Origin of the sequence: Pseudoalteromonas sp. SR44-5, assembly GCF_014163675.1 — a bacterium.
Taxonomy (GTDB): Bacteria; Pseudomonadota; Gammaproteobacteria; order Enterobacterales; family Alteromonadaceae; genus Pseudoalteromonas; species Pseudoalteromonas rhizosphaerae.
Map to the genome: position 1 here is coordinate 37,780 of NZ_JACJDT010000027.1, position 22,410 is coordinate 60,189.

Here is a 22,410-nt window from a genome sequence, read left to right on the forward strand (position 1 = left end):
TCTGGTCGGATGAGTTGATTATGAGTTTACGTACAAAATTAAAAAAAGTATTACCAAGTATTTCTATCACTGAACAAGAAGCCCTTGATGCGGGTGATGTGTGGTTAGAAGGCTCTATTTACCAAGGTAAGCCTGACTTCAACGCACTTCGCGCAGTCCCTGCTGCTGTATTGAGCGCAGATGAACAAGCATTTATCGACGGCCCATTACAAGAGCTATTGGGTATGATCGACGATACAGAAATTCAAAATGGCATTCATTTACCTGAATACATTTTAGATTTTCTGAAAAAGGAACGTTTCTTTTCACTGATCATTCCTAAATCATTCGGTGGTTTAGAGTTTAGCCCTTACGCAAACTCAACTATCGTTGGCACAATCGCCACTAAAAGTTCTGCTGTTGCAGTAACCGTTATGGTTCCTAACTCGTTAGGCCCTGGTGAGTTACTACTGCACTTTGGTACTAAAGAGCAGCAAGCACATTATTTACCACGCCTAGCCAATGGCCGTGACATTCCATGTTTTGCACTCACTAGCCCAGAGGCTGGTTCTGATGCCGGTGGCATTCCAGATTTAGGCACAGTGACTAAAGGCATGTATAACGGCGAAGAAGTTCTTGGCCTTGAGATCACTTGGGACAAGCGTTATATCACCCTTGCGCCAATTGCCACCGTACTTGGTTTAGCATTTAAAGTGGTTGATCCAAATGGCTTGCTAGGTGGTAAAGAAAACCTCGGTATTACGTGTGCACTTATTCCAAAAGAGCACCCAGGTGTTGAACTTGGTAATCGCCATGATCCAATGGGGATTCGTTTTTACAACGGTACTACGCGTGGCAACAAAGTATTTGTGCCAATGGACTTCATTATTGGTGGGCAAAAGAACATCGGCCGTGGCTGGCAAATGTTGGTTAGCTGTTTAGGTGCTGGCCGAGGTATTTCATTACCTGCATTAGGTGTTAGTTCATCTCAGGTAGCATTTAAAGGTGCCTCTGAATACGCTGCGGTACGTGAGCAATTTGGCTTAGCAATCGGTCAGTTTGAAGGTATTCAAGAAAAACTCGCTGATATTGCTGGTAAAACATACCTGCAAGAAGCAATGCGTGTACTTACAACCGAAGGTTTAGGCATGGGCTTAAAGCCATCGGTTGTGACTGCAATTGCAAAATATCATATGACTGAAATTGGTCGCGACGTGCTTGACTCAGCAATGGATATTCAAGCTGGTAAAGCAATTCAGAACGGCCCGCAAAATACGTTAGCAAGCGGCTATGTTGCACAGCCAATTGCCATCACGGTTGAAGGCGCCAACATTCTTACACGTAACTTGATGATCTTTGGTCAAGGTGTAATGCGTTGTCACCCATATTTACAATCGATGGTTGAATCAATCCACAGCGAAGATAAAAACGCAGATAAAGAATTTAACCGCATTCTACGTAAAACAGTCGGTTATAGCGTAGCAAACAGTTTACGTGCATTTCGTTTAGGCGTATTACCATTTACAGCAGGTGCTAATTCACCACTTCCAGAAGTACGTGAATATGAAAAAGCAGCTCATAAATTATCAGCTAAATTAGCAGTATATGCAGATTTTTCGTTACTGGTACTCGGCGGAAAACTTAAACAAGCGGAAATGCTATCAGCCCGTTTAGGCGATGTAATGAGCTTCTTATATGCGGCAATGGCATCAATTAAATATTATGAGCAAAAAGTGGCAAGCAGTGAACGCGAGCAAGCAGCGCCATATTTCCACTACGCAACACGTTTTGCATTACAAAGCGCCGAACAAGCATTGCATAAGTTTTTAGACAACTTCCCTGCAAGTGGCACACGTAAGTTTATGCGTTTTATTACCATGAACTATTCGACTAAAATGCCAAAAATTAGCGATGACTTAATTCGCGAATTAGCTACACAAGCGCAACTTGACACGGCATTTAAAAAGCAAATCACACACTTAGTTAAACCTATTGAAGGTGATGGACATTACATTAACGAGCAAGCGTATAAAGCGAAAATGGGCTGTTTAGATTTACTCGCAAAAGTGAAAAAAGCCTTGCGTGCTAAAACAATCAAACCAGGTATTCGTTTTGCACTTACTCTTGATAATGCACTTGTAGCAAATGTAATCACTGAAGAAGAATACGCTAAACTGATTGATTACAACAAAAAACGTGAACGCGCAATTCGTGTTGATGAGTTTGATTTTGATATGAACTTATTAGACGAAAATGCAAAACCGATAAACCCACTGAAAAGTGTTGTTAATCAGTAATATTTTTTAATTCAACAATGTAAGCGCCTGCAGTATAGGCGCTTTTTTTGTGCTAAAAAAACTTAGAATCCATATTTATTCGTTAATAAGACAAGTGTTATTCCGCCGGCACAGTAATATGTTATTCAATTGTAAGTCTATAGGTTGTAAAACTTTATGATTGTATTTGTTGTTAAAAAACGTTAATCTAAGTGCAAATTGTTTTTATTTGACTTGAGGGTCCATGTTTAATCCAACTATTTCTTACATCTCTATGGCAGTTACATTAGCAATGTCGAGTGTAGCTTTTGCAAATGAGCAAGGCACAGAAGAAGCAAATATCGAAAAAATCTCTGTGCTAGGGCAACGGTTAGAATATAATACCAGCGCTACAGGCTTAATGCTTTCAGTGCAACAAACTCCTCAGTCTATCTCTGTAATTGATGCGCAAGCAATTCAAGACTTTGCACTGGATAATGTGGCAGATGTCGTGGGAATGGCTGCGGGGATCAATGTTCAAAAAGCAGAAACCAGCCGTTTTTTCTTTAGCGCACGTGGTAATCCCGTTACCAATTTTCAGTATGATGGCTTACCGGTTTTTTACAATAGCTTTTTTTCAGAAGCAGTATCAGATTCCATTCTTTTTGAGCGTGTGGAAGTAGTTAGAGGCGCCACTGGCTTACTCTCTGGAGCAGGTGAACCTTCAGCGGCAATCAATTTGATCCGTAAAAAAGCAGGTTTTGAACAACAAGGTTACGTTACTGCGAAAGTTGGTTCATGGCAAAATGTTAGACTTGAAGGTGATTTTAACACGCCACTCAATAGCGATGGCAGTATTCGTGGCCGTGTTGCTGCGAGTATTGATCAAGGTGAAAGCCATGTTGATTTAGCTGAAAAAGATAATCTTCAACTTTATACAACGGTGGGTTTTGATTTAGGCGCGAATACTGAGATGAATATCGGAATAGAGCATGCGAAACGTAGACCTAAAGGCTCTACATGGGGAGCATTGCCTTTATTTTATGCTGATGGCTCCTCTGCTGATGATTTAGCTATATCAAGTACAACGGCAGCAAACTGGACCTATTGGGATCGCGATAATACCAGTGCCTTTGTTAATTTAGCGCATAGCTTTACAAATGGGTGGCAGTTGAGAGCTGAATATGAGCGCCGAGATGATAAAATGGATGGCAAACTATTATACTTAAGCGGGCATCCTGATCGAGACACTGGGCTTGGTATGAGTGGTTCGTCAATGATTTATCAAAGTGATCGTACTTTGGATAGTGCGCGCATATACGCAGATGGTCCTTTTGAGTTGTTTTCTCGAGAGCACCGCTTGATTGTTGGGGCTAACTTAAGTGATCAGCATGTCACTTCTGATTCATTTTATGCTATCAGTGGTGATCCCGTTGGAAACTTTTTACAGTGGGATGGCAGTGTATCTGAACCTACTTATGCAGATACCGCTATTACCGGAAAAAATAACGAACAGCAGGTTGGGGCGTATATTGCTACACAACTGAGTATAACGGATAAACTAACCCTTGTTCTAGGTAACCGCTTTAGTCGCTATGATTATGAAAATGAGATAGACAGTGCTGATAATTACAAACAAACGGGCATTAACACTCCTTATGCGGGACTAGTGTTCTCACCTGTACCTACGGTATCAATTTATACAAGCTACACTGAAATTTTCCAGCCACAAAATGCAAAAGACAAAAATGATCAACGTCTTGACCCTGTTGAAGGCAGTAATTTAGAAGCTGGGGTAAAAAGCACCTGGCTTGATGAACGATTACTTGTTACTGCTGCCGTATTTAAGGTCGAAAAAGATAATGTAGCAGTACTAGACCCTTCATTCACTGAACCATTGCCTGATGGTAGCTTTCCATATATCGGGAAAAAAGGTACGCAGAGTAAAGGTTTTGAGGTGGAAGTTTCAGGACAAGTGACTGATTCATTTAATGCTAATTTCAGCTACGCACATACCAAATCTGAAGATGAAAATGGTGATCCTTTTGCAACACATAACCCAGAGCACTTAGTTAAACTGTCTGGAATGTATGATTATAATGAGGCGTTCAAATTTGGTGTAAATGCACATTGGCAAAATGAAATCTATAATGAAAATGTTGGCCCTAATAATGCCTATCGTGCAGAGCAGGCAAGTTATTGGCTGGTTAATATGATGGCGCGTTACAAGTTTACAGATCAGTTTAGCGGTCAAATGAATATCAACAACGTATTTGATAAAAAGTACTACTCCAGTATTGATTTTTATAACCAAGGCTTCTTTGGCGCACCCCGTAATATTGAAGCTTCAGTAAGGTATCAGTTTTAACCACTCTCTATTTATCATAGCTTACCCCGCAAGTTAAAGCGGGTAAGCTATTCCTTCTTAGGTAGTTTACTTGATTAGATCTAATCACTTTTTGTACTTAAAGTGAGTGGGCAATGTCATTGTTGCCAAACACCAATGTAATGCAAAAAGCCATAAACTTGCGAATGAAAGTAAATCAAAGCCGACTATTTTTTAGTACCTTCAGCTCCTAGCATACACGTTTACAATATCACCAACATCTAGCTACAGAGTTTATTCGTGTCGCTTTGCGATGAGATTTATTGATTAATCTTTATATGTAAACTCGCCAAACGAGTAAGATAAAATTTTTTGTTGATTATTTAAGGTGGTGTTCAGAAGGTAAATGATAGGGTAAAAATAAGTTATTTACTAAGTAAGCTGTACTCGCACCTAGGAATAGTGTGTTTGCTGTTTTCATTAAAATAGTCAAAGGATTATAGTCTCATGAAGTAAGTCATGTCTTTTTTTCATTTAGTACTACGATCTTTTCTACCTATTTGCGCGGCGATAACAGCCTTGTTTCTAATCATTTTTGACTCATATAATTATTGGACACTCAGTTTAATTATTATACTTGCACTTTTATCCTTTCTTGGCGTTAGAGACCGCTTTCAAAAGAGTAATACACTTTTGAGAAATTACCCTGTAATTGCATGGGTGCGCCATATTTTTTATGATTTGCGTCCATTTTTGCGTCAATACATTGTAGAAGATGATTTAGAAGGGACGCCATATAGTTTTGCTGCGCGTAATCTTATTTATAATCGGGCTCAGGGTAAAAGTGACACACAGCCGCTGGGCACTGAGCGAAATGTCCGTGAAGATGGTTATACATGGGTGTGCCACTCAATGGCACCAAGCGCAGAGCCTGATAAAAAACCACGTGTCACGATTGGTAATGAGCAGTCTAGCCAACCCTATAATGCATCTTTATTAAATATTTCGGCCATGAGCTTCGGTGCTTTATCTGGGCGAGCGATAGAGGCTTTAAATAAGGGCGCTTCAATTGGTGGATTTTATCATGACACCGGTGAAGGAGGGCTTAGCAAATATCATAAAAAACACGGTGGCGATACTGTATGGGGACTCGGCACTGGCTATTTTGGTTGTCGTGATAAACAGGGTCGTTTTGATCCCAAGCAATTTGCTGACCAAGCGCAAATCGAACAAGTAAAAATGACTGAAATTAAGCTAAGCCAAGGTGCAAAGCCGGGTCATGGTAGCATGTTGCCAGGCTCTAAAGTAACCCAAGAAATAGCCAACGCGCGACAAGTGCCTATTCATCAAGATTGCTTGTCTCCCTCAGGGCATTCTGCATTTTCAACCCCGATTGAGCTTCTGGAATTTGCGCAAAATATGCGTCAGTTATCAGGCAATAAACCCGTAGGTCTGAAGCTCTGTGTTGGCATGCCTCATGAAGTGATGGCATTAGGCAAAGCAATGTTAAGTACAGGGATTTATCCTGATTTTATCGTTGTAGATGGTGCCGAAGGCGGCACCGGGGCAGCTCCTAGTGAACTGTCTGATTGGGTTGGTATGCCTTTAGAAGATGGTCTCGTAATGATGCAAAATATGTTAGTGGGCACAGGGCTCAGAAAACATATTAAGTTAGGTGCCAGCGGTAAAATTTATAATGGTATGGGAATGGCAAAGCACATTCCTTTAGGAGCTGACTAGTGTAATGCGGCGCGTGCATTTATGTTTTCGATTGGTTGCGTTCAGGCGCGGCGTTGTGACAAGGGAACTTGTCCTACAGGCATTGCAACACAAGATCCGCAACGTCAACGCTCCTTAGATATTGATATACAATCTGAACGGGCTGCTCGCTTTCATGCCAAAACTCTCTCAGCACTGGCTGAAATTGTAGGCTCAAGTGGTGTTATTCACCCAAGCGAGCTTAACCCGCATCAAATTATTACCCGTGTTAACGCTGCTCAATCTAAGTCGATTATTGATATTCACCCGCTTTTGCCTGCAAATAGCTTGCTTGACGCACCTAAAGATACAGCCTATGGCGATTGGTCAGGATACATTCAAACCCATTAAAGACATAACACAAGCGATGGGAAAAACTTTATCAGCACATAATAGAGGGCATTATTAATGAGTATTACAGTTTCCGAAGTAATTGCTGACACGCTAATAAAAGCGGGTGCAAAACGTTGTTATGGTATTGTGGGTGATACAATTAACCACTTTACTAATGCAATCAGTAAAACGTCTCTAGAGTGGATCAATGTTCGACATGAAGAAGTGGGGGCATTCGCTGCTGGCAGTGAAGCATATATGACTAGGCAATTAGCTGTGTGTGCCGGCACCTGTGGTCCTGGAAGCTTGCATTTTGTTAATGGTATTTTTGAAAGCCATCGTAACGGATCGCCAGTTGTACTCATTGCTTCAAATGTAGATAGCTCTGAAGAAGGCATGGGGTTTCCACAGGAATTAGACCAAACTAAGATATACGATCAGTGCTCCGTTTTTTGCCAGCGTATTAATCATCCTAGTCAAGCAAGACGGATCGTTGCCCAAGCGGCCCAAGCTGCGTTAACTCATCAAGGTGTCGTGGTGGTTGTAGTGAATGGCGATATATTTAAAAATAAAATTGAAGATGATATCGCTTGGTCGGTACACCAACCACAGCCGTTAATTCGTCCAAATGACGCAGATTTAAACACCTTGGCGGGTATGTCCATAGTGCAAAGCGGATCACGATTTATGCGGGGATTGGCGCACGTGAATCACATGACCAACTAGTTGCGCTTGCTGATAAAATAAAAGCACCTATTGCACACAGCTCTCGTTCAAAAGAGTTTGTTGAACCTAATAATCCGTTTAATGTAGGTATGACAGGTATACTAGGTAATTTGGCTGGCATGCAAGCAATGGATGACTGTGATCTATTGCTATGTTTAGGCTCTGACTTCGCCTATACCCAGTTTTATTCGAAAAAAGCACAAATTGTTCAAGTTGATACGCAGGCGAAACATTTAGGAAGACGTACACCTATCAATTTGGGGTTGGTGGGCGATGTAGCCAATACAATTGAGGCATTACTGCCTTTACTTGAACAGCGCTCTGACGATTCTCATCTAAATAATGCACTAGAGCAGTGGCACAAGGACAAAAAAGAGTATGCAGGAAAAGCAAGGCATGAGAGTGAGCTCATTCACCCTCAGTATCTAACGCAATTACTCAGTGATAAAGCCGATAGAAATGCCATATTTACCGCTGATGGTGGGAGTCCGATGGTCTGGTTACTACGCCATTTAGAGGCTACAGGCGAGCGTCGATTCTTAACAAGCCTACTGCATGGAACAATGGCAAATGCGTATCCCCAAGCGCTAGGTATTGCAAATGCATACCCACAGCGTCAAGTGATTGCGATGTGTGGTGATGGTGGTTTAACAATGTTAATGGGGGATTTGCTGACACTAGTACAAGAGCAAATCCCAGTGAAATTATTGGTTTTCAATAACGAATCCCTTGGATTTGTTGAAATGGAACAACGGGTTGAAGGTCTACTAGATAACTATACGAGTCTGCATAACCCAAATTTTGCTTCATTAGCTGAACAAATTGGTCTGCAGGGGTGGCAAGTCGATACTCCAGAGCGACTCCCAGATACGATGCAAGCTTGGTTAGATCATAAAGGACCTGCATTATTAGAAGTTAAAGTTAATCGCATGGAATTAGTAATGCCTCCTAAAATAGAGGCTAACCAAGTTGCTTCTACTGCCTTATTTGGAGTAAAAGCCGTTCTTAATGGTCGCTCAGATGAAGTGATTTCATTAATCCGAGATAACTTTATTAAGTAACAACGCCTTTTAAAATGGGAGGTATTACGATACCTCCGGTTTTTACTCATAGTGCCTCAACGTTTCTCGCTATGTTAATAAAATTATTCCTTCCCTAACAAGCGCTAGGATGCTCTTTGTGTTCAGGTCATTCAATCTAGCCCAGCACCATTAGGTGTCAGGATAAGTAGTTGAAATAGTGAGGGTGAGTTTGTGTAAAGGGCTGATTTGTATGAATTGACTCAACCACGATTCTCGGGGCTCAATAAAAAGCCCCATTTCATAATTTTAGACTGCGGGCTAAATATTATATTTACTTGTTTTGTTTTTCTATTTCTATTATTTGTTTGTCTATTTGATCTGCTTCAAAGGAAAGTTCTGAGTATTTGCGTATATCGCCATTACGTTGGGCATGCATTGCTTGTTCTAGTTTTATAGAAAGCTGCTTATGTAACTTTTTAGTTGGGTCTTTCTTAAAGAATGAAAACATATATTACTCGTTTAATAACTGGTGCAGATTGATACGTTTCAATCAATGCATTGGTTTACATTATGTTGAAATAGTAAGCTGGCAAAAGATAATGATTGCTAACATGTAGTTAAGTAGTGAGCTGTGTTGCCTGTAAGCGCTTTAATCTTAAAATGTTTATGTCATACTAGGTGTTTTATGAATATTGGTGCGTATGTCTTTTTATCTGCCATTAATTGGTCTTCATTATAAAAATATTAAAATCACTGAAACAATCACTGCTTTATGGAGTGGCTGTGGTGAAATAGTGCGTTGTCGTTTAGACGGTAAAGCCTGCGTCATTAAAGCGATTAGTGTGCCCGATCACATAAATCATCCGCGAATTTCGCAAACTGAGTTTGCAATTAACCGAAAGCGTCACTCTTATGAAGTCGAATTTTATTGGTATCAGCATTATGCGACGCGATTACCATCTAGAGCAGGTGCTTTAAGGTGTTTTAATGCCATAGAACATGAGCAGCACAAAGTCTTAGTGTTTGCTGATTTTACAGAGTGTGGCTTTGTAAACGCAAAACCAATCCATACACATGTTACAGCCATTATTAAGTGGTTGGCGTATTTTCATGCTTTTCATTTTCAAGTCAAAGCTGATGGCTTATGGCCGCAGGGGAGTTATTGGCATTTAGCCACTCGGCCAGACGAGTATGAAAAAATGGCAGATTGTGCTATCAAGCAACAAGCACACAGCATCGATCAAACTATTCGGGCATGTCAGTATCAAACGCTTATTCATGGTGATGCAAAACTTGCGAACTTCGCTGTTAATAGTTCGACTATGGAAGTTTTAGGATATGACTTTCAATATGTTGGCGCTGGAGTAGGTGTTATTGACGTTATGTACTTTTTGGGTAGTTGTTTAAATGAACAGCAATTACAACAAAGAGCTGATGATTACTTAGCCGATTACTTTAAATATTTTGCCAACGCCATGCACATATTTGATAAAAGCGCATATAGCCATGCTGCTATTAACGAATGGCAAACCTTATGGCCAGTTGTATGGGCTGACTTTTACCGATTTTTAATGGGCTGGAGTCCAGAACACGTAAAAATTAATGCTTATATGCAATATCAAATTACAAAAACAAATTTTGGGGTAACGTAGAATGACGAAACAGATCCGTTGGGGAATGATTGGCTGTGGCGCTGTAACCGAGGTGAAAAGTGGCCCTGCGTATAAAAATACGAAAGGTTTTGTGTTGCAAGGCGTTACTCGACGAGATACCGCACTCGCTGAAGATTACGCAAAACGCCATAACGTGCCTATGGTATTTAAAACGGCCGATGAATTGATCGTAAGTTCTGATATTGATGCCGTGTATATCGCAACGCCTCCAGATAGCCATATGGAGCTTGCGCTAAAAGTTGCTGCTGCGGGCAAACCATGTTGTATTGAAAAACCACTGGCGCCTACATTGGCTCACAGTGAAGTTATTCTTGAAGCTTTCAGCAGTAAAAATGTTCCCTTGTTCGTCGCGTATTATCGACGTTCTTTACCGCGCTTTAATAAAGTAAAAAGCCTGATTGACACGGGCGAAATCGGCCAGGTGCGACATATTAATTGGCACTTAAGTAAAGCCTCCAGCGAGCAAGATAGATCAGGTGTTTACAATTGGCGTACCGATAAAACTATCGCACCAGGAGGTTATTTTGATGATTTAGCCAGCCATGGTCTCGATTTATTTGGTTACTTATTTGGTGATTATGAACAAGTGAAAGGACTGGCGACAAACCAGCAAAACTTATATGGCGCTTTTGATGCAATCACTGCGTGTTGGCAGCATAAAAACGGTATTACCGGCTCAGGAAGTTGGAACTTTGGTGGTTTTTCTCGTTTTGATGTTGTTACTTTATACGGTGAAAAGGGCGAGATCAGCTTTAGCGTATTTGATGAGCAAGCAATTACGGTTATTAACGAAAGTGGTCAGCAACAACTGAGCATTGAAAACCCGCCTCATGTTCAACAATATCATGTGCAAAATATGGCCTCGTCATTATTTGAAAATATTACACATCCGTCAACAGGTCATTCGGCCGCACATACTAGTTGGGTGATGGAGCAAATTTTAAACAACTAAATCAGCGTGCAGGTATTGCTACGTTAAAAGCATCTTGTAATGCGTGTAATATCAGCGCCTGCTCCGGCGGTGCAAATATTTGTGTGTGACTACTAATGATTATTTTCTGGATTTCAGGCGTTTGTAATGCTTGATCAAATAATGCAATCACTTGCTTTCCTTGTTCTGACTGCGAGCATGCAATATAGCCAAACACTGTTTGATTCGTGTCGTCTAGGCTGAGATAGCGGATATTTTCTGTGCTTGGATCTGTACCGTGACGAGAAGTAAACACCGATCTGTATTCAATAACGGCATCGAACTTATTTTGAAATAGCATTTGACTAAGGCGATAAGCACCTGTTGTGCCGCCTAAGCTCATAAATGATTTAGGATGCTTGGTAATATAATTATCTATTTCGTGACCATATGAACGCCCTGAAGCAATGCCGATGGTGAGATTATATTTATTTACCGCATCATTTAAACTAATATTTTCAGGCAGTTCTGGATGATTATACACCACTAAGCGGTTGGCCGGAAAAGCCATAATTGGGGAGGTACTAAATAATGCATTTTCAAGGCGATCAGGTGTTTTGACTTTATTGTACAAACACACATCTTTCATTGCATGCAATTGTTGCCACTCCCTTAATCTACTCGCTGTGATAAAGTTTAACGCGATTGCACCATTGAGCTGCTTTTCAATATCGAGCAAAAATTGAGTGGCTATGTTAAATGGATCATCATTTTCCTGTGATGCAAAGTCGGTCATCATTTGCACCTTTAATGGTTTTTTAGCCATCGCTAATGAAGGCATTATTGCTAAAATACCAATCAAGAGCCCAATAACAAACTTTGACATAAAACCTATGTGAGCAAATTATTCATAGCTATTATTATAGTGTAGTTGCGTTGAAAATGACAATTATCGGATTAAATGAGATAAAGCGCTGTATTAGGAACATAAAATAATTTTTTTATTGCACTGATCATGCTTTTTTAAAGTCTGATGGAATTTTTTAAGCTAAAATAAGCGCAATTTATTTTTCTTTTAGGCGCTATTATGACTATTCATGTAATTAACCACCCACTTGTTCAACATAAACTTGGCCTTATGCGAGAATATGGCATTAGTACTAAGAGTTTCCGTGAGCTTTCGTCTGAAGTGGGTACATTATTAACCTATGAAGCGACTAAAAACCTGCCACTGGAAAAAGTAACAATTACCAGTTGGGATGGTAATCAATTAGATGTTGAACACATCAAAGGTAAAAAAATTACTGTTGTGCCAATTTTACGTGCTGGCCTTGGCATGATGGATGGTGTTATGCAGTTACTGCCTGCTGCAAAAGTCAGTGTTGTGGGCCTGCAACGTAATGAAGAAACATTAGAACCAATTCCTTACTTTGAAAAGTTAGTAGGCAAAATTGATGAGCGCTTGAGCCTCGTTATTGATCCAATGCTCGCAACTGGGGGCTCGATGATTGCGACTATCGATATGCTGAAAAAAGCGGGTTGTAAAGAAATTAAAGTGATTGTATTGGTTGCCGCACCTGAAGGGGTTGAAAAAACCCTTGCAGCTCATCCTGATGTAGAGATTTTTACCGCATCATTAGACAGCCACTTAAATGAGAAAGGCTATATAATTCCTGGTCTTGGTGATGCTGGCGATAAAATTTTTGGTACTGTCTAACAGTGGATAACTCTACCTTTTCAATCAAAACAATTTTAACTGGGGCGCAAATGTTATTTGTCGCCTTTGGTGCCTTGGTGTTAGTTCCTTTATTAACGGGGCTTGATCCAAATGTGGCACTTTTTACGGCTGGTATTGGTACCTTGCTGTTCCATTTGGTAACTAAAGGTCAGGTGCCGATATTTTTAGCTTCATCATTTGCGTTTATCGCCCCTATTATTGCCTGCGTGCAGCTATGGGGTGTGCCTGCCACAATGGGGGGCTTAATGGCTGCAGGCGGGGCTTATATGTTGTTAAGTCTATTAGTGAAATTAAAAGGTGTAGCTACCCTGCATAAAATATTACCACCAGTTGTGGTCGGTCCGGTGATCATGGTAATTGGTTTAGCACTGGCACCTGTTGCAGTTAATATGGCAATGGGTAAAAGCGGCGATGGTTCAATTCAGTTGATTGCGTACGAGCAAGCCATTTGGGTGGCGGCATTTTCGTTGTTAGTGACGCTAATTTTCGCGGTATGGGGCAAAGGTGTATTTAAGCTGATCCCTATCTTAGCTGGAGTCATCGCAGGTTACAGTTTATCGCTATATTTAGGGATCGTGCAATTTGATGCTGTTACTAATGCACCGTGGTTTGCAATGCCAGCTTTTACTTGGCCTGAGTTTAAATGGCAAGCGGTGTTATTTATGGTGCCGGTGGCAATAGCCCCCGCTATTGAACATATTGGCGATATGATGGCGATTAGCCAAGTCACCAATAAAGACTATTTGAAAAAACCGGGCTTACATCGCACCTTGTTTGGTGATGGATTAGCTACTACTGCAGCGTCTATATTCGGCGGGCCACCTAATACCACCTATTCAGAGGTCACCGGTGCAGTGATGCTTACGCGTAACTTTAATCCTAAAGTGATGATGTGGACTGCCATTATCGCCATTATTTTAGCGTTTGTGGCTAAAATGGGCGCTGGTTTGCAAACCATACCAGTACCTGTGATGGGGGGGATCATGATTTTGCTGTTTGGCTCAATTGCTGTGGTGGGTTTAAATTCGTTAGTGAAAAGTGGAGAAGACTTAACGGCTCCACGTAACCTCAGTATTGTGGCACTCATTTTAGTGTGTGGCATTGGTGGTATGCATATCGGTGGCAACGAATTTAGCTTACAAGGCGTGAGCCTATGCGCTATTTTAGGCATAGTGCTTAATTTAGTGTTACCAAAGGCTGATAAGCCAACGTAATATTTTGCACATTCAGCTAATGATTTGCACCAAAATAGCGCATTTAATATGCGCTATTTTTTTAACTAACTAAAAAATATAAAGTTATAAAACTGGTCTAGTAACTGCATTTACCTCATTAACAGTGTCATACTGATCAGGAGCGTTTAATGCAAGAGACAAATATTGTGGATATCACCCCATTTTTAGCAAAACATCAGCTGCCACTCAAATATCAGTATTTGAGTGAACAGTATTTCGTCCCACTCGCTGAAGATATTCTCCACAGCAAACCAACTGATGGTCCAATGCTGGTGGCAATCAATGGTTGCCAAGGCTCAGGTAAAACGACATTAGCAGATTTTTTAGTTACTTGGATCAACTGTAATACAGCGTTTAATAGTATTGCGATGTCGATTGATGATTTTTATCACAGCCACGCGCATCGTCAACAATTAAGTAAAGATGTACATCCGTTATTTGCAACGCGTGGTGTGCCAGGTACCCATGATACAGCACTTATGCAGCAGACTTTTACCGCGTTACTTGCAGGTGAAGTAGGGGTGCCTTTGCCACAGTTTGATAAACAAACCGATGATCCAGTTACGCAAGCGTTATGGCCTACTAATAAACAGCCTGTTGATATCATTTTTTTTGAAGGTTGGTGTGTTGGTAGCATAGCGCAACAACCTTATCAATTACATCAATCAGTTAATCAATTAGAACAATACGAGGATCCTGAAGGTATTTGGCGACGCTGTGTAAACAGTTGTTTAGCGAATGAATACCAAGATATTTTTGCAATGATTGATTATACCGTGATGCTAAAAGCACCGTCATTTGCCGACGTATATGGGTGGCGATTAGAGCAAGAGCAAAAATTACTGTCGCATAAAGGACGAGGCCAAGGAACGTTCGATGAGCAACAATTAGTGCGATTTATTTCTCATTTTGAACGTATTACGCGAGAAAATTTAACTCAGTTACCAGAGCAAGTCGATGCATTACTGAGCCTAGATAAAGTACGTGATATAAGTGCCATGAAGCTTCGCGCTGATGATGTTGCAATGCCACTTATTTTCACTGATTTAGACGGTACGTTACTTGATCATAACGATTACCAATGTACTGAGATTGCTCCGTTTTTAAGCCAATTGAGTCGCGCAGGTATCGCTGTAGTTTTTAATACCAGCAAAACGTTTGCAGAGGTAATCGCACTGCAAAAATCACTTGGGTTAAACCAGCCGTTTATTATTGAAAATGGCGGGGCTGTATATATTCCAAAAAATTATTTTTCATTAAAACCAATTGGCTGCGAAGAGCTGGATGAACACTGGCGTTATGCGCTGTCGCCAACCAATAAACAGTTGTACAGTGAATTACTTGAATACGGTAGCGAGTTTAGTGCTTATTACCGTTTGTTCAGTCAATTATCAGCGCAAGAAGTCAGTCAGATAACAGACTTGAGCCTAGCACAAAGCGAACTTGCCCGTATTCGTGAATATTCAGATCCGCTTTTTTGGCAAGGCACAGAGCAACAGCTACTTGACTTTTTAGAAGCAATAAAACCGCTTGGTTATGAAGTGTTAATAGGCGGGCGTTTTATTCATTTAAATCGCAGTACCAATAAAGGTAAAGCGCAAAACTGGTTAGTAGAGCAATTTAAAAAACATTGTCGTCATGCTTTCACCACTATTGCACTGGGTGATAGCCAAAATGATATGGCGATGTTGGATGCCGCAGATATCGCGATTTTAATTAATAATCCTGCCAGTAAAGCCAAGGCAAAATTATCCCACAAACCATGGCGTGTTAGTGAACACCCAGCCCCACAAGGTTGGCTCGATGAAGTAGCAGATCTAAGTGTTATCAAAGCGCAATTAGCGTCTAAACAGGAGCAATCACATGGCTGATTTTTACCAAAATGGCATCATAACAACATTACATAATATTGCCGACCGTCCGCTGGCTGATCTAGAAGCTGAACTCGTTAGCTTTTCAAAACAACGGCCAATGGGCTTGATTTTACCCTCCTTGTACAGTGAACTTGAGGGCTCTGCATTACAAAATATTGTGCAAGAATTGAAACATGTTCCTTATTTGTCGCAAATTACGATTGGCTTAGACAGGGCCGATGAGAGTCAGTATCGTCATGCATTACAATTTTTTGCAGAGCTTGACCAACATCACCGCGTGCTTTGGAACGAAGGGCCACGTTTGCAAGCACTCGATAAAGAGTTGCAAGCGTTAGGCGTCGCGCCGCGTGAACTCGGCAAAGGCCGTAATGTGTGGTACTGCATGGGTTATAAATTGGCAACGGCAAAAGTTGAGTCAATAGCACTGCATGATTGTGATATTTTAACTTATGACCGTAGTTTATTAGCGCGATTAATTTATCCAGTTGCTCACCCGCGCTTTAACTATGAATTTTGTAAAGGCTTTTACCCTCGTACTGCTGATGGCAAGATCAATGGCCGTGTATCGCGTTTACTCGTTACTCCTTTATTGCGTTCATTTAAAACCATTTTAGGCAGCACTGACTACCTTGAATATATGGATTCATTTCGTTATCCGCTGGCGGGGGAATTTTCGTTTCGCCGTGATGTGCTCAACGATATTCGTATTCCTAGCGATTGGGGCTTAGAGATTGGCGTACTGTCTGAAATGTACCGTAACTACTCACACAATCGCTTGTGCCAAGTAGATATTGCAGATAACTATGATCATAAACACCAAGCGCTGTCACTGGATAATCAAGCGGCTGGCTTGTCAAAAATGTCGATAGATATCACCAAAGCGCTGTTTCGTAAGTTAGCCACGCAAGGAGTGACATTTACCACGGAAACCATTCGGTCACTTAAAGCAACTTATTATCGTATCGCACTGGATTTTATTGAAACTTATCATAACGATGCCATGATGAACGGCTTAAAACTCGATATTCATCAAGAAGAAAAAGCAGTAGAAATGTTTGCGCAAAACATTATGAACGCAGGTGAGCATTTTTTACAGTATCCAATGGAAGCGCCATTTGTGCCAAGCTGGAACCGAGTTGCTTCAGCAATGCCAGATGTGTTTGCGCGTTTAGAAGAAGCAGTAGAGCTTGATAATAAAGAGTTTTCATAATAATACTTAAGCAGAGAAGTAATTACAGATAAATAATTAAAAATTAGTATAAACAACGGGGTAGGGTAATGAGTAAAGCGTTATTTGAACAACGGGTTGAACAGCACCTGACGAGTATATATGAGGGTGTTGACTTATGTATGAGTATTGATGCGCTTGCAAGCATGTTGATCACTACCATGTTAAGAGACGACCCGGTTCGAGACCCTACGCCGCATAAAAACCGCTGGGATCAGCAAGATGTAATTTTGATTGCTTATGGCGATTCAATTATGCGTTATCGCGATGCAGATCAAGCAGTTGCGGTACCGAGTGAACCACCGTTACATACCCTTCATCGGTTTATGAAAAACCAGTGTGCGGGAACGATTAACGCGTTGCATATATTACCTTTTTATCCTTATAGCTCTGATGAGGGCTTTTCGGTAATGAACTATGTACAAGTGAATGAATCTCTTGGTAGTTGGGATGATATTCAAGGAATAGCTCAAGATGTAAAGCTAATGGCTGATTTAGTGATCAACCACTGCTCTAGTCGCAGTCGTTGGTTTGAAAACTTTATTCAGGGCAAAGAGCCGGGGTTAAGCTACTTTAAAACAGCTAGCTTAAATGACGATCTATCTGACGTTGTGCGACCAAGAACATCACCGCTACTTAATACAGTGCAAACGGCACTAGGGGAGCGCCATGTTTGGTGCACATTTAGCCCAGATCAAGTTGACTTAGATTTTGCTAATCCATTAGTGCTTAATGAATTTGTAGGTATTATTCGCCATTACTTGGATAATGGTATAAAGATATTTCGCCTTGATGCTGTGGCTTTTTTATGGAAAGAACTTAATACTTCTTGCATTAATTTACCGCAAACACATGAAGTGATCAGATTACTGCGAACGCTAATAGAGCATGTGGAGCCAAGTGCAGTTATAATCACTGAAACAAACATTCCTAATCGTGAAAATTTATCTTACTTTGGTAATGCCAATGAGGCACATTGTATTTATAACTTTTCATTGCCGCCTTTGTTATTACATACCTTGCTCAGTGGTGACAGTAAAGCGCTCAAACATTGGATGATGAGCATGCCGCCAGCGCAAAATGGTACTGCCTACTTTAATTTTATAGCTTCTCACGATGGAATTGGCTTACGTCCTGTCGAAGGGTTGCTTGACGAGGATGAACTAGGGCAAATGGTCAATACGGTTAGTCGCTTTGGCGCAAAGGTGTCAATGCGCACAGCGAATAATGGCACCAGCTCACCCTATGAACTTAATATTGCGTTATTTGATGCCTTACAAGGCACTCATAAAGGCGTGGATAAGTGGGGCTTACAACGTTTTACCTGTGCTCATGCTATTATGTTTGCCCTCGAAGGCATTCCTGGGCTTTATATTCATAGTTTACTTGGTACCACCAATGATTATGAACGCTTTGAAAATAGCCAGCATAACCGCTGTATTAACCGTCATCGTTGGCAAGAGTCGGCACTACTTGAAAAGCTTGCCGATCAATCAAGTCATCATTATCACGTGTTTACTCAAATCAATAATTTACTGGCTATTCGTAAGCAGCAAGATGCTTTTCACCCTAATGCGACGCAATTTACCTTACATTTAACCGGTGCTTTATTTGGTTTTTGGCGTCAAAGTATAGACCGTAGGCAAAGTGTTTTTTGTGTTTATAACATTAGCGATGAGCCTCAGACTCTGCTATTAGCTGATCTGAACTTAATTGATACTGAGCAGTGGTTTGAACTTATTTCTGCTCAGGCAATAGAGCAGGGGCAACAAAGTATTGAACTTGCGCCTTATCAGCCGCTATGGCTATCGAATCGACAATAGTTAGCTATTTTACTGGAAAACGGAGAGTTACTGTAAAGGGCTGTAAATCCCCTTTACAGTGTTATTTATTAAGGGCTTTGACGAGGTTATCTACTGTAAATGGCCTCGGATCTGAGGCTGTTTTACTAAATTGAGCAAAATCAATGTCGGCTAAATCAGTTTCATTTATGTGCTTTACAAGAGGTATGGTTTCAGTAGTAAGGTTACTGAATATGGATAAATATGAATGATTTAGGGGAACTCGAGTATTTTCATTATGATGATCAACTATATTAATAAGTGCATAGGCACCTAATAACACATGGCCACCCAATGTTATATCCAACGCTTTGATACCTTTTGGTACAGAGTCCCAATTCATCCCACCAACAATGACCTTATGTGCACTTGTAATGCTCTTTTTGCACCAAACCCAATTGCATCATTGGCGCACCATATAATATTGATCTCAGGAGCAAACTCCATAAATGCTAAGGTTTTTGTGTAACTTTCCTGTTCAGACCAATTGGCAACCTCTTTTCCTATAAAGTTTATATCTTCATGTTGCTCAACAAATTCAGTTAGGCCTGCAACACGTTCTACCGATGCAGGCGTTGTATAATCGCCAATAAGGGCGAGTATATTAGCAGGTTGAGTCGATGTTGTTGAGTGTTTAATAAGTAACTGTTGTGCAAGCACTTTTCCTGCAGCATAATTATCCGGTATGACGCTGCCAATAATATTAACGCCAGCTCGTTTTAATGATATAAATTTTCCGATAGCAGGTCGGCTATATAAAAAATAAATAGGGATATTTCTGGTATTTAATTTTGCTAAGTATTTACTGACAACGCTTTTTTCATCTACCACAACTAAATAGTCAGGCTTGTCTTTAATTGCCTGCCTGATAAGCTCTTTCATCAAAATATGATTACGATTCGCGTATTTTATGTGCAAGTTTATATCTAAGTCATCCGCCGCATTTAGCATAATCTTAGATACTTTGAACCAAAAGTTACCGGTTGTATTTATTTCATCAGATGAATCTGCAAACCCGGGATTTACAAAGGTAATGTTTAATTTGGCAAAGCTAGAAGGGCTAATTATTAAACACAACAAGAAAATCAGAAATTGTTTTTTTAATCTTCGCATTCGCTCTAAACCCAAAACACATCTCATCAACAAAAACGAATTCTAACACAAAATTAATTTTCACCACACTTAGAGTAAGGTTATATTCATAGCTGCTGGAGTGTATAATGATTTTTCATCTTTTTTGAGTTGTAACTGTTAGGATTATTATGAAAGTATTTCTGTGTCTTGTGGCACTGCTGTTTGTTCCGAGTTTATTTGCTAACGACGATTTAGATCTTGAAGCCAACATGAAGAATATGGGGCTTGCGTTCAAGCATACTGTTGAAGCAACACAACTACAGGAGTTTAATACCGCGATCGATGAATTTATGATATTGGTTAAGCGAAGTAAAACAGCCACTTTTCACAAAGAGGCTGAGCAGTCACTGCAAGGTTTAGATAAAGTGATCGCAAAAGCTGAACTTGCAAAAAAATTAGCGAATGAGCAAGGACTCGAAGCAGCCAAAGGACCGTTAAAAGCCATTGATGGGCTCCGTAAGCAATACCATAAACTGCATGAGCCACCAGGGTTTTGGGAGCTGTTGTTCGGTAAGTAGTGTTAGATTGTATTTAAGTTTAGCCTTAAAGACTGTACGCCTATATCAAGGTGTACAGTCTATGATAGTTGTTTATTTTCTTCCTTTCTTTTTCATACCTTGCACTGCTTTAAAGCGTGGATTGTCTTTACAGATCACAAAAACGCGTCCTTTGCGTTTAACAATTTGACATCCCGGGCGGTTTTTAGCACTTTTCAATGAACTCAAGACTTTCATGATTATTTGCTCCCTAAGTTTTTAAAGCGGCGATTAAACGCAGCAACTCGACCATCTGTTGCAACAGATTTTTGCTTACCAGTATAAAATGGATGTGAGTCACTTGATACATCAATAGGTACGTAAGGGTATGTTTTGCCATCTAACTCAACGGTTCGATCAGTTTTAATTGTTGAACCAATAATAAAGTAGCTATCGGCGGCCGTGTCATGAAAAGCAACCGTTTGGTAATCAGGGTGAATATTAGGTTTCATAAATAGCCTTTTACTGGAAATTAATGTTATGTGATATTATCACTATAATTTATAGTAAATAAGAATTCTTTGCAAATACTATTTTTGAGTTGTTGGTAAAGTAGCTAATTTGATGTTTATTCACACAAACAAGTTAAAAAATCAGCAGTTGATTTAAAAAAACTAGCTATTGGGAATTAGCCTGTTATAAATAATAAGTAATCAAGAATAGGAGTCAGATTATTATGAGTGGTTCAGCCCAACAACAGCATGGTAGTGAACAAAGTCAGGAAATAGATCAGGGCGTCATGGAGACATTACGTAGTCGTGATCATAGTGTCCTAGCACAACAAATAGACCCATTAAGCTGCACCCATAATGACATTGTTGAATTGCTTGCACAGTATTTGGCATTAAGTGATCAAGACGATGATGATGTTTTTGATGCTTGGTTTGATGGCCTCAGTAAAGCGCAACATACGGTTTTAAAAGTATTTGAAGTATATCGCGGTCAGTTTGAGCATCAAGAGTAACTTTTACATATTGGATAAATTGGTTCAGAGTTAATCTTTATAAGGCAATTTGCATTTCTTGCTATTATAGCTGGTCCAAATGCTGCACAAACTCAGCTTGTTAGTAGGCAAGGTGTAATACCAATCGACTTAAATATTTAACCATTCTAGCGAGCTGAATAAAGCGCTAACTGCGTTATAATTTTTTCAATTAGAACAACTACATGTCAAAATTTACGCCTTGTTATCACTGTATTTATCTGTCGCTATAAATGGTCAGTAACTTAACACGATTGGTATAAAGTTAAGATAGCTTGAGCTTATTTTAATGCACCTTCGCAGCAGAGCACGACAAAGAACAAATCCAGTACGGTATCACATAGACCATTTCGACAGCGTAACCCTTTGGACAATAAGCGTGATCTAATGATGGATAATGCGAAAACAATTACAAGCAGCAACAAGTTTTAACGAAAAGAGCAGGGTGTTGTTTGGTGGTTATCTGAGCCATCGAATAAAAACCAGTGAAAATGACGAATAGCTCTATTTTTGATAGGTAGAAAAGTGCCAGAGGCGGGTTATGTATATAACTCGTCTCTGCCCCAAGATGAGTTAACATAATTGCACTAAAGGGCTTCTTTGAGCTGTGAGTCCAACCAGTCATTGAAAGTGGCTAAATATCGTCGTTAATTGATTAGTAAAACTGCTCTTTGCGCATATATTCATGAAAATGAGCGTGGCGTCGGCAGAAATATGCGCGATGAGCGCACTATTAAATTGTTGAACTAAGCCGCTACGCGGAGATCCTATTCTGACCATTTGAGCCACACTTACCTTGGGGTTATCCCATAACTTGGAGGTAAGTCATGAATACACTCATTGAACAAGTCAAAACTGAA

At 40.3% G+C, this 22,410-nt stretch carries 19 protein-coding genes and 1 pseudogene; 14 read left to right on the forward strand and 6 right to left on the reverse strand.

What is annotated here, in order from left to right:
* Nucleotides 1-20 precede the first annotated feature (20 nt).
* The 5 genes and pseudogenes from H5154_RS14495 to H5154_RS23435 all read left to right on the forward strand — a co-directional run bounded on the left by H5154_RS14495 (nucleotide 21) and on the right by H5154_RS23435 (nucleotide 8,438).
* Nucleotides 21-2,276 (forward strand): acyl-CoA dehydrogenase, encoded by a 2,256-nt coding sequence (locus H5154_RS14495; protein WP_145236077.1) that lies wholly within the window; start codon nucleotides 21-23, stop codon nucleotides 2,274-2,276.
* Nucleotides 2,277-2,499: 223 nt separating this feature from the next.
* Nucleotides 2,500-4,602 (forward strand): TonB-dependent siderophore receptor, encoded by a 2,103-nt coding sequence (locus H5154_RS14500; RefSeq protein WP_182718720.1) that lies wholly within the window; start codon nucleotides 2,500-2,502, stop codon nucleotides 4,600-4,602.
* An 870-nt stretch (nucleotides 4,603-5,472) separates the two neighbouring features.
* A pseudogene (locus H5154_RS23700) lies at nucleotides 5,473-6,669 on the forward strand (glutamate synthase-related protein).
* Nucleotides 6,670-6,726: 57 nt separating this feature from the next.
* Nucleotides 6,727-7,377: a thiamine pyrophosphate-binding protein gene (locus H5154_RS23430; RefSeq protein ID WP_220493401.1), complete on the forward strand. Its 651-nt coding sequence runs from the start codon at nucleotides 6,727-6,729 to the stop codon at nucleotides 7,375-7,377.
* Entirely contained in the window at nucleotides 7,347-8,438 is a 1,092-nt protein-coding gene (locus H5154_RS23435; protein ID WP_310736617.1) for a thiamine pyrophosphate-dependent enzyme, read from the forward strand. Before H5154_RS23430 ends, H5154_RS23435 begins: the two co-directional genes overlap by 31 nt.
* Before the next feature lie 292 nt (nucleotides 8,439-8,730).
* On the opposite strand, the gene H5154_RS14515 is transcribed toward H5154_RS23435, so the two are convergent.
* Entirely contained in the window at nucleotides 8,731-8,907 is a 177-nt protein-coding gene (locus tag H5154_RS14515) for a DUF6435 family protein (RefSeq protein WP_182718721.1), read from the reverse strand.
* A gap of 193 nt (nucleotides 8,908-9,100) precedes the next feature.
* Between H5154_RS14515 and H5154_RS14520 the strand changes: the two genes are divergently transcribed.
* Entirely contained in the window at nucleotides 9,101-10,051 is a 951-nt protein-coding gene (locus tag H5154_RS14520; protein WP_182718722.1) for an oxidoreductase family protein, read from the forward strand.
* 1 nt (nucleotide 10,052) lies between these two features.
* A complete protein-coding gene (locus H5154_RS14525) occupies nucleotides 10,053-11,024 on the forward strand; it encodes a Gfo/Idh/MocA family protein (protein ID WP_182718723.1) in 972 nt (323 codons plus the stop codon).
* Nucleotide 11,025: 1 nt separating this feature from the next.
* Here H5154_RS14525 and H5154_RS14530 read toward each other — a convergent pair whose 3' ends face one another.
* The gene (locus H5154_RS14530; RefSeq protein ID WP_182718724.1) at nucleotides 11,026-11,868 is read right to left on the reverse strand and encodes an ABC transporter substrate-binding protein; all 843 of its coding nucleotides are present in this window, start codon (nucleotides 11,866-11,868) and stop codon (nucleotides 11,026-11,028) included.
* A gap of 201 nt (nucleotides 11,869-12,069) precedes the next feature.
* Between H5154_RS14530 and upp the strand changes: the two genes are divergently transcribed.
* The 5 genes from upp (at nucleotide 12,070) to H5154_RS14555 (ending at nucleotide 18,880) form a co-directional block, all read left to right on the forward strand.
* Entirely contained in the window at nucleotides 12,070-12,699 is a 630-nt protein-coding gene (gene upp / locus H5154_RS14535) for a uracil phosphoribosyltransferase (protein WP_145236059.1), read from the forward strand.
* Nucleotides 12,700-12,701: 2 nt separating this feature from the next.
* Nucleotides 12,702-13,934, forward strand: coding sequence for a uracil-xanthine permease family protein (locus tag H5154_RS14540; protein WP_182718725.1), 1,233 nt, complete (start codon nucleotides 12,702-12,704; stop codon nucleotides 13,932-13,934).
* Between the two features lie 149 nt (nucleotides 13,935-14,083).
* On the forward strand, nucleotides 14,084-15,826 hold the full coding sequence (locus H5154_RS14545; RefSeq protein ID WP_182718726.1) for an HAD-IIB family hydrolase: 1,743 nt from the start codon (nucleotides 14,084-14,086) through the stop codon (nucleotides 15,824-15,826).
* Nucleotides 15,819-17,039, forward strand: coding sequence for a glycosyl transferase (locus H5154_RS14550; RefSeq protein WP_149980138.1), 1,221 nt, complete (start codon nucleotides 15,819-15,821; stop codon nucleotides 17,037-17,039). Before H5154_RS14545 ends, H5154_RS14550 begins: the two co-directional genes overlap by 8 nt.
* 68 nt (nucleotides 17,040-17,107) lie before the next feature.
* A complete protein-coding gene (locus H5154_RS14555) occupies nucleotides 17,108-18,880 on the forward strand; it encodes a sugar phosphorylase (protein ID WP_182718727.1) in 1,773 nt (590 codons plus the stop codon).
* Between the two features lie 61 nt (nucleotides 18,881-18,941).
* Here H5154_RS14555 and H5154_RS14560 read toward each other — a convergent pair whose 3' ends face one another.
* Together H5154_RS14560 and H5154_RS14565 are read right to left on the reverse strand one after the other, a co-directional pair.
* Nucleotides 18,942-19,241: a hypothetical protein gene (locus tag H5154_RS14560; RefSeq protein ID WP_182718728.1), complete on the reverse strand. Its 300-nt coding sequence runs from the start codon at nucleotides 19,239-19,241 to the stop codon at nucleotides 18,942-18,944.
* Nucleotides 19,238-20,011: a substrate-binding domain-containing protein gene (locus tag H5154_RS14565; RefSeq protein WP_182718729.1), complete on the reverse strand. Its 774-nt coding sequence runs from the start codon at nucleotides 20,009-20,011 to the stop codon at nucleotides 19,238-19,240. The genes H5154_RS14560 and H5154_RS14565 overlap by 4 nt, the downstream gene beginning before the upstream one ends.
* A gap of 149 nt (nucleotides 20,012-20,160) precedes the next feature.
* Between H5154_RS14565 and H5154_RS14570 the strand changes: the two genes are divergently transcribed.
* Nucleotides 20,161-20,550, forward strand: a complete 390-nt coding sequence (locus tag H5154_RS14570) for a cytochrome b562 (RefSeq protein WP_182718730.1) — start codon at nucleotides 20,161-20,163, stop codon at nucleotides 20,548-20,550.
* Between the two features lie 72 nt (nucleotides 20,551-20,622).
* Here the strand turns inward: H5154_RS14570 and ykgO are convergent, their stop codons facing one another.
* Both ykgO and H5154_RS14580 read right to left on the reverse strand, forming a co-directional pair.
* On the reverse strand, nucleotides 20,623-20,766 hold the full coding sequence (gene ykgO, locus H5154_RS14575; protein ID WP_149980141.1) for a type B 50S ribosomal protein L36: 144 nt from the start codon (nucleotides 20,764-20,766) through the stop codon (nucleotides 20,623-20,625).
* A 2-nt stretch (nucleotides 20,767-20,768) separates the two neighbouring features.
* Nucleotides 20,769-21,020, reverse strand: a complete 252-nt coding sequence (locus tag H5154_RS14580; RefSeq protein ID WP_145236032.1) for a type B 50S ribosomal protein L31 — start codon at nucleotides 21,018-21,020, stop codon at nucleotides 20,769-20,771.
* Nucleotides 21,021-21,244: 224 nt separating this feature from the next.
* Here H5154_RS14580 and H5154_RS14585 point away from each other — a divergent pair, with 224 nt between their 5' ends.
* Complete coding sequence (locus tag H5154_RS14585) at nucleotides 21,245-21,532, forward strand: hypothetical protein (RefSeq protein ID WP_182718731.1); 288 nt, start codon at nucleotides 21,245-21,247, stop codon at nucleotides 21,530-21,532.
* The last annotated feature ends 878 nt before the right edge of the window (nucleotides 21,533-22,410 follow it).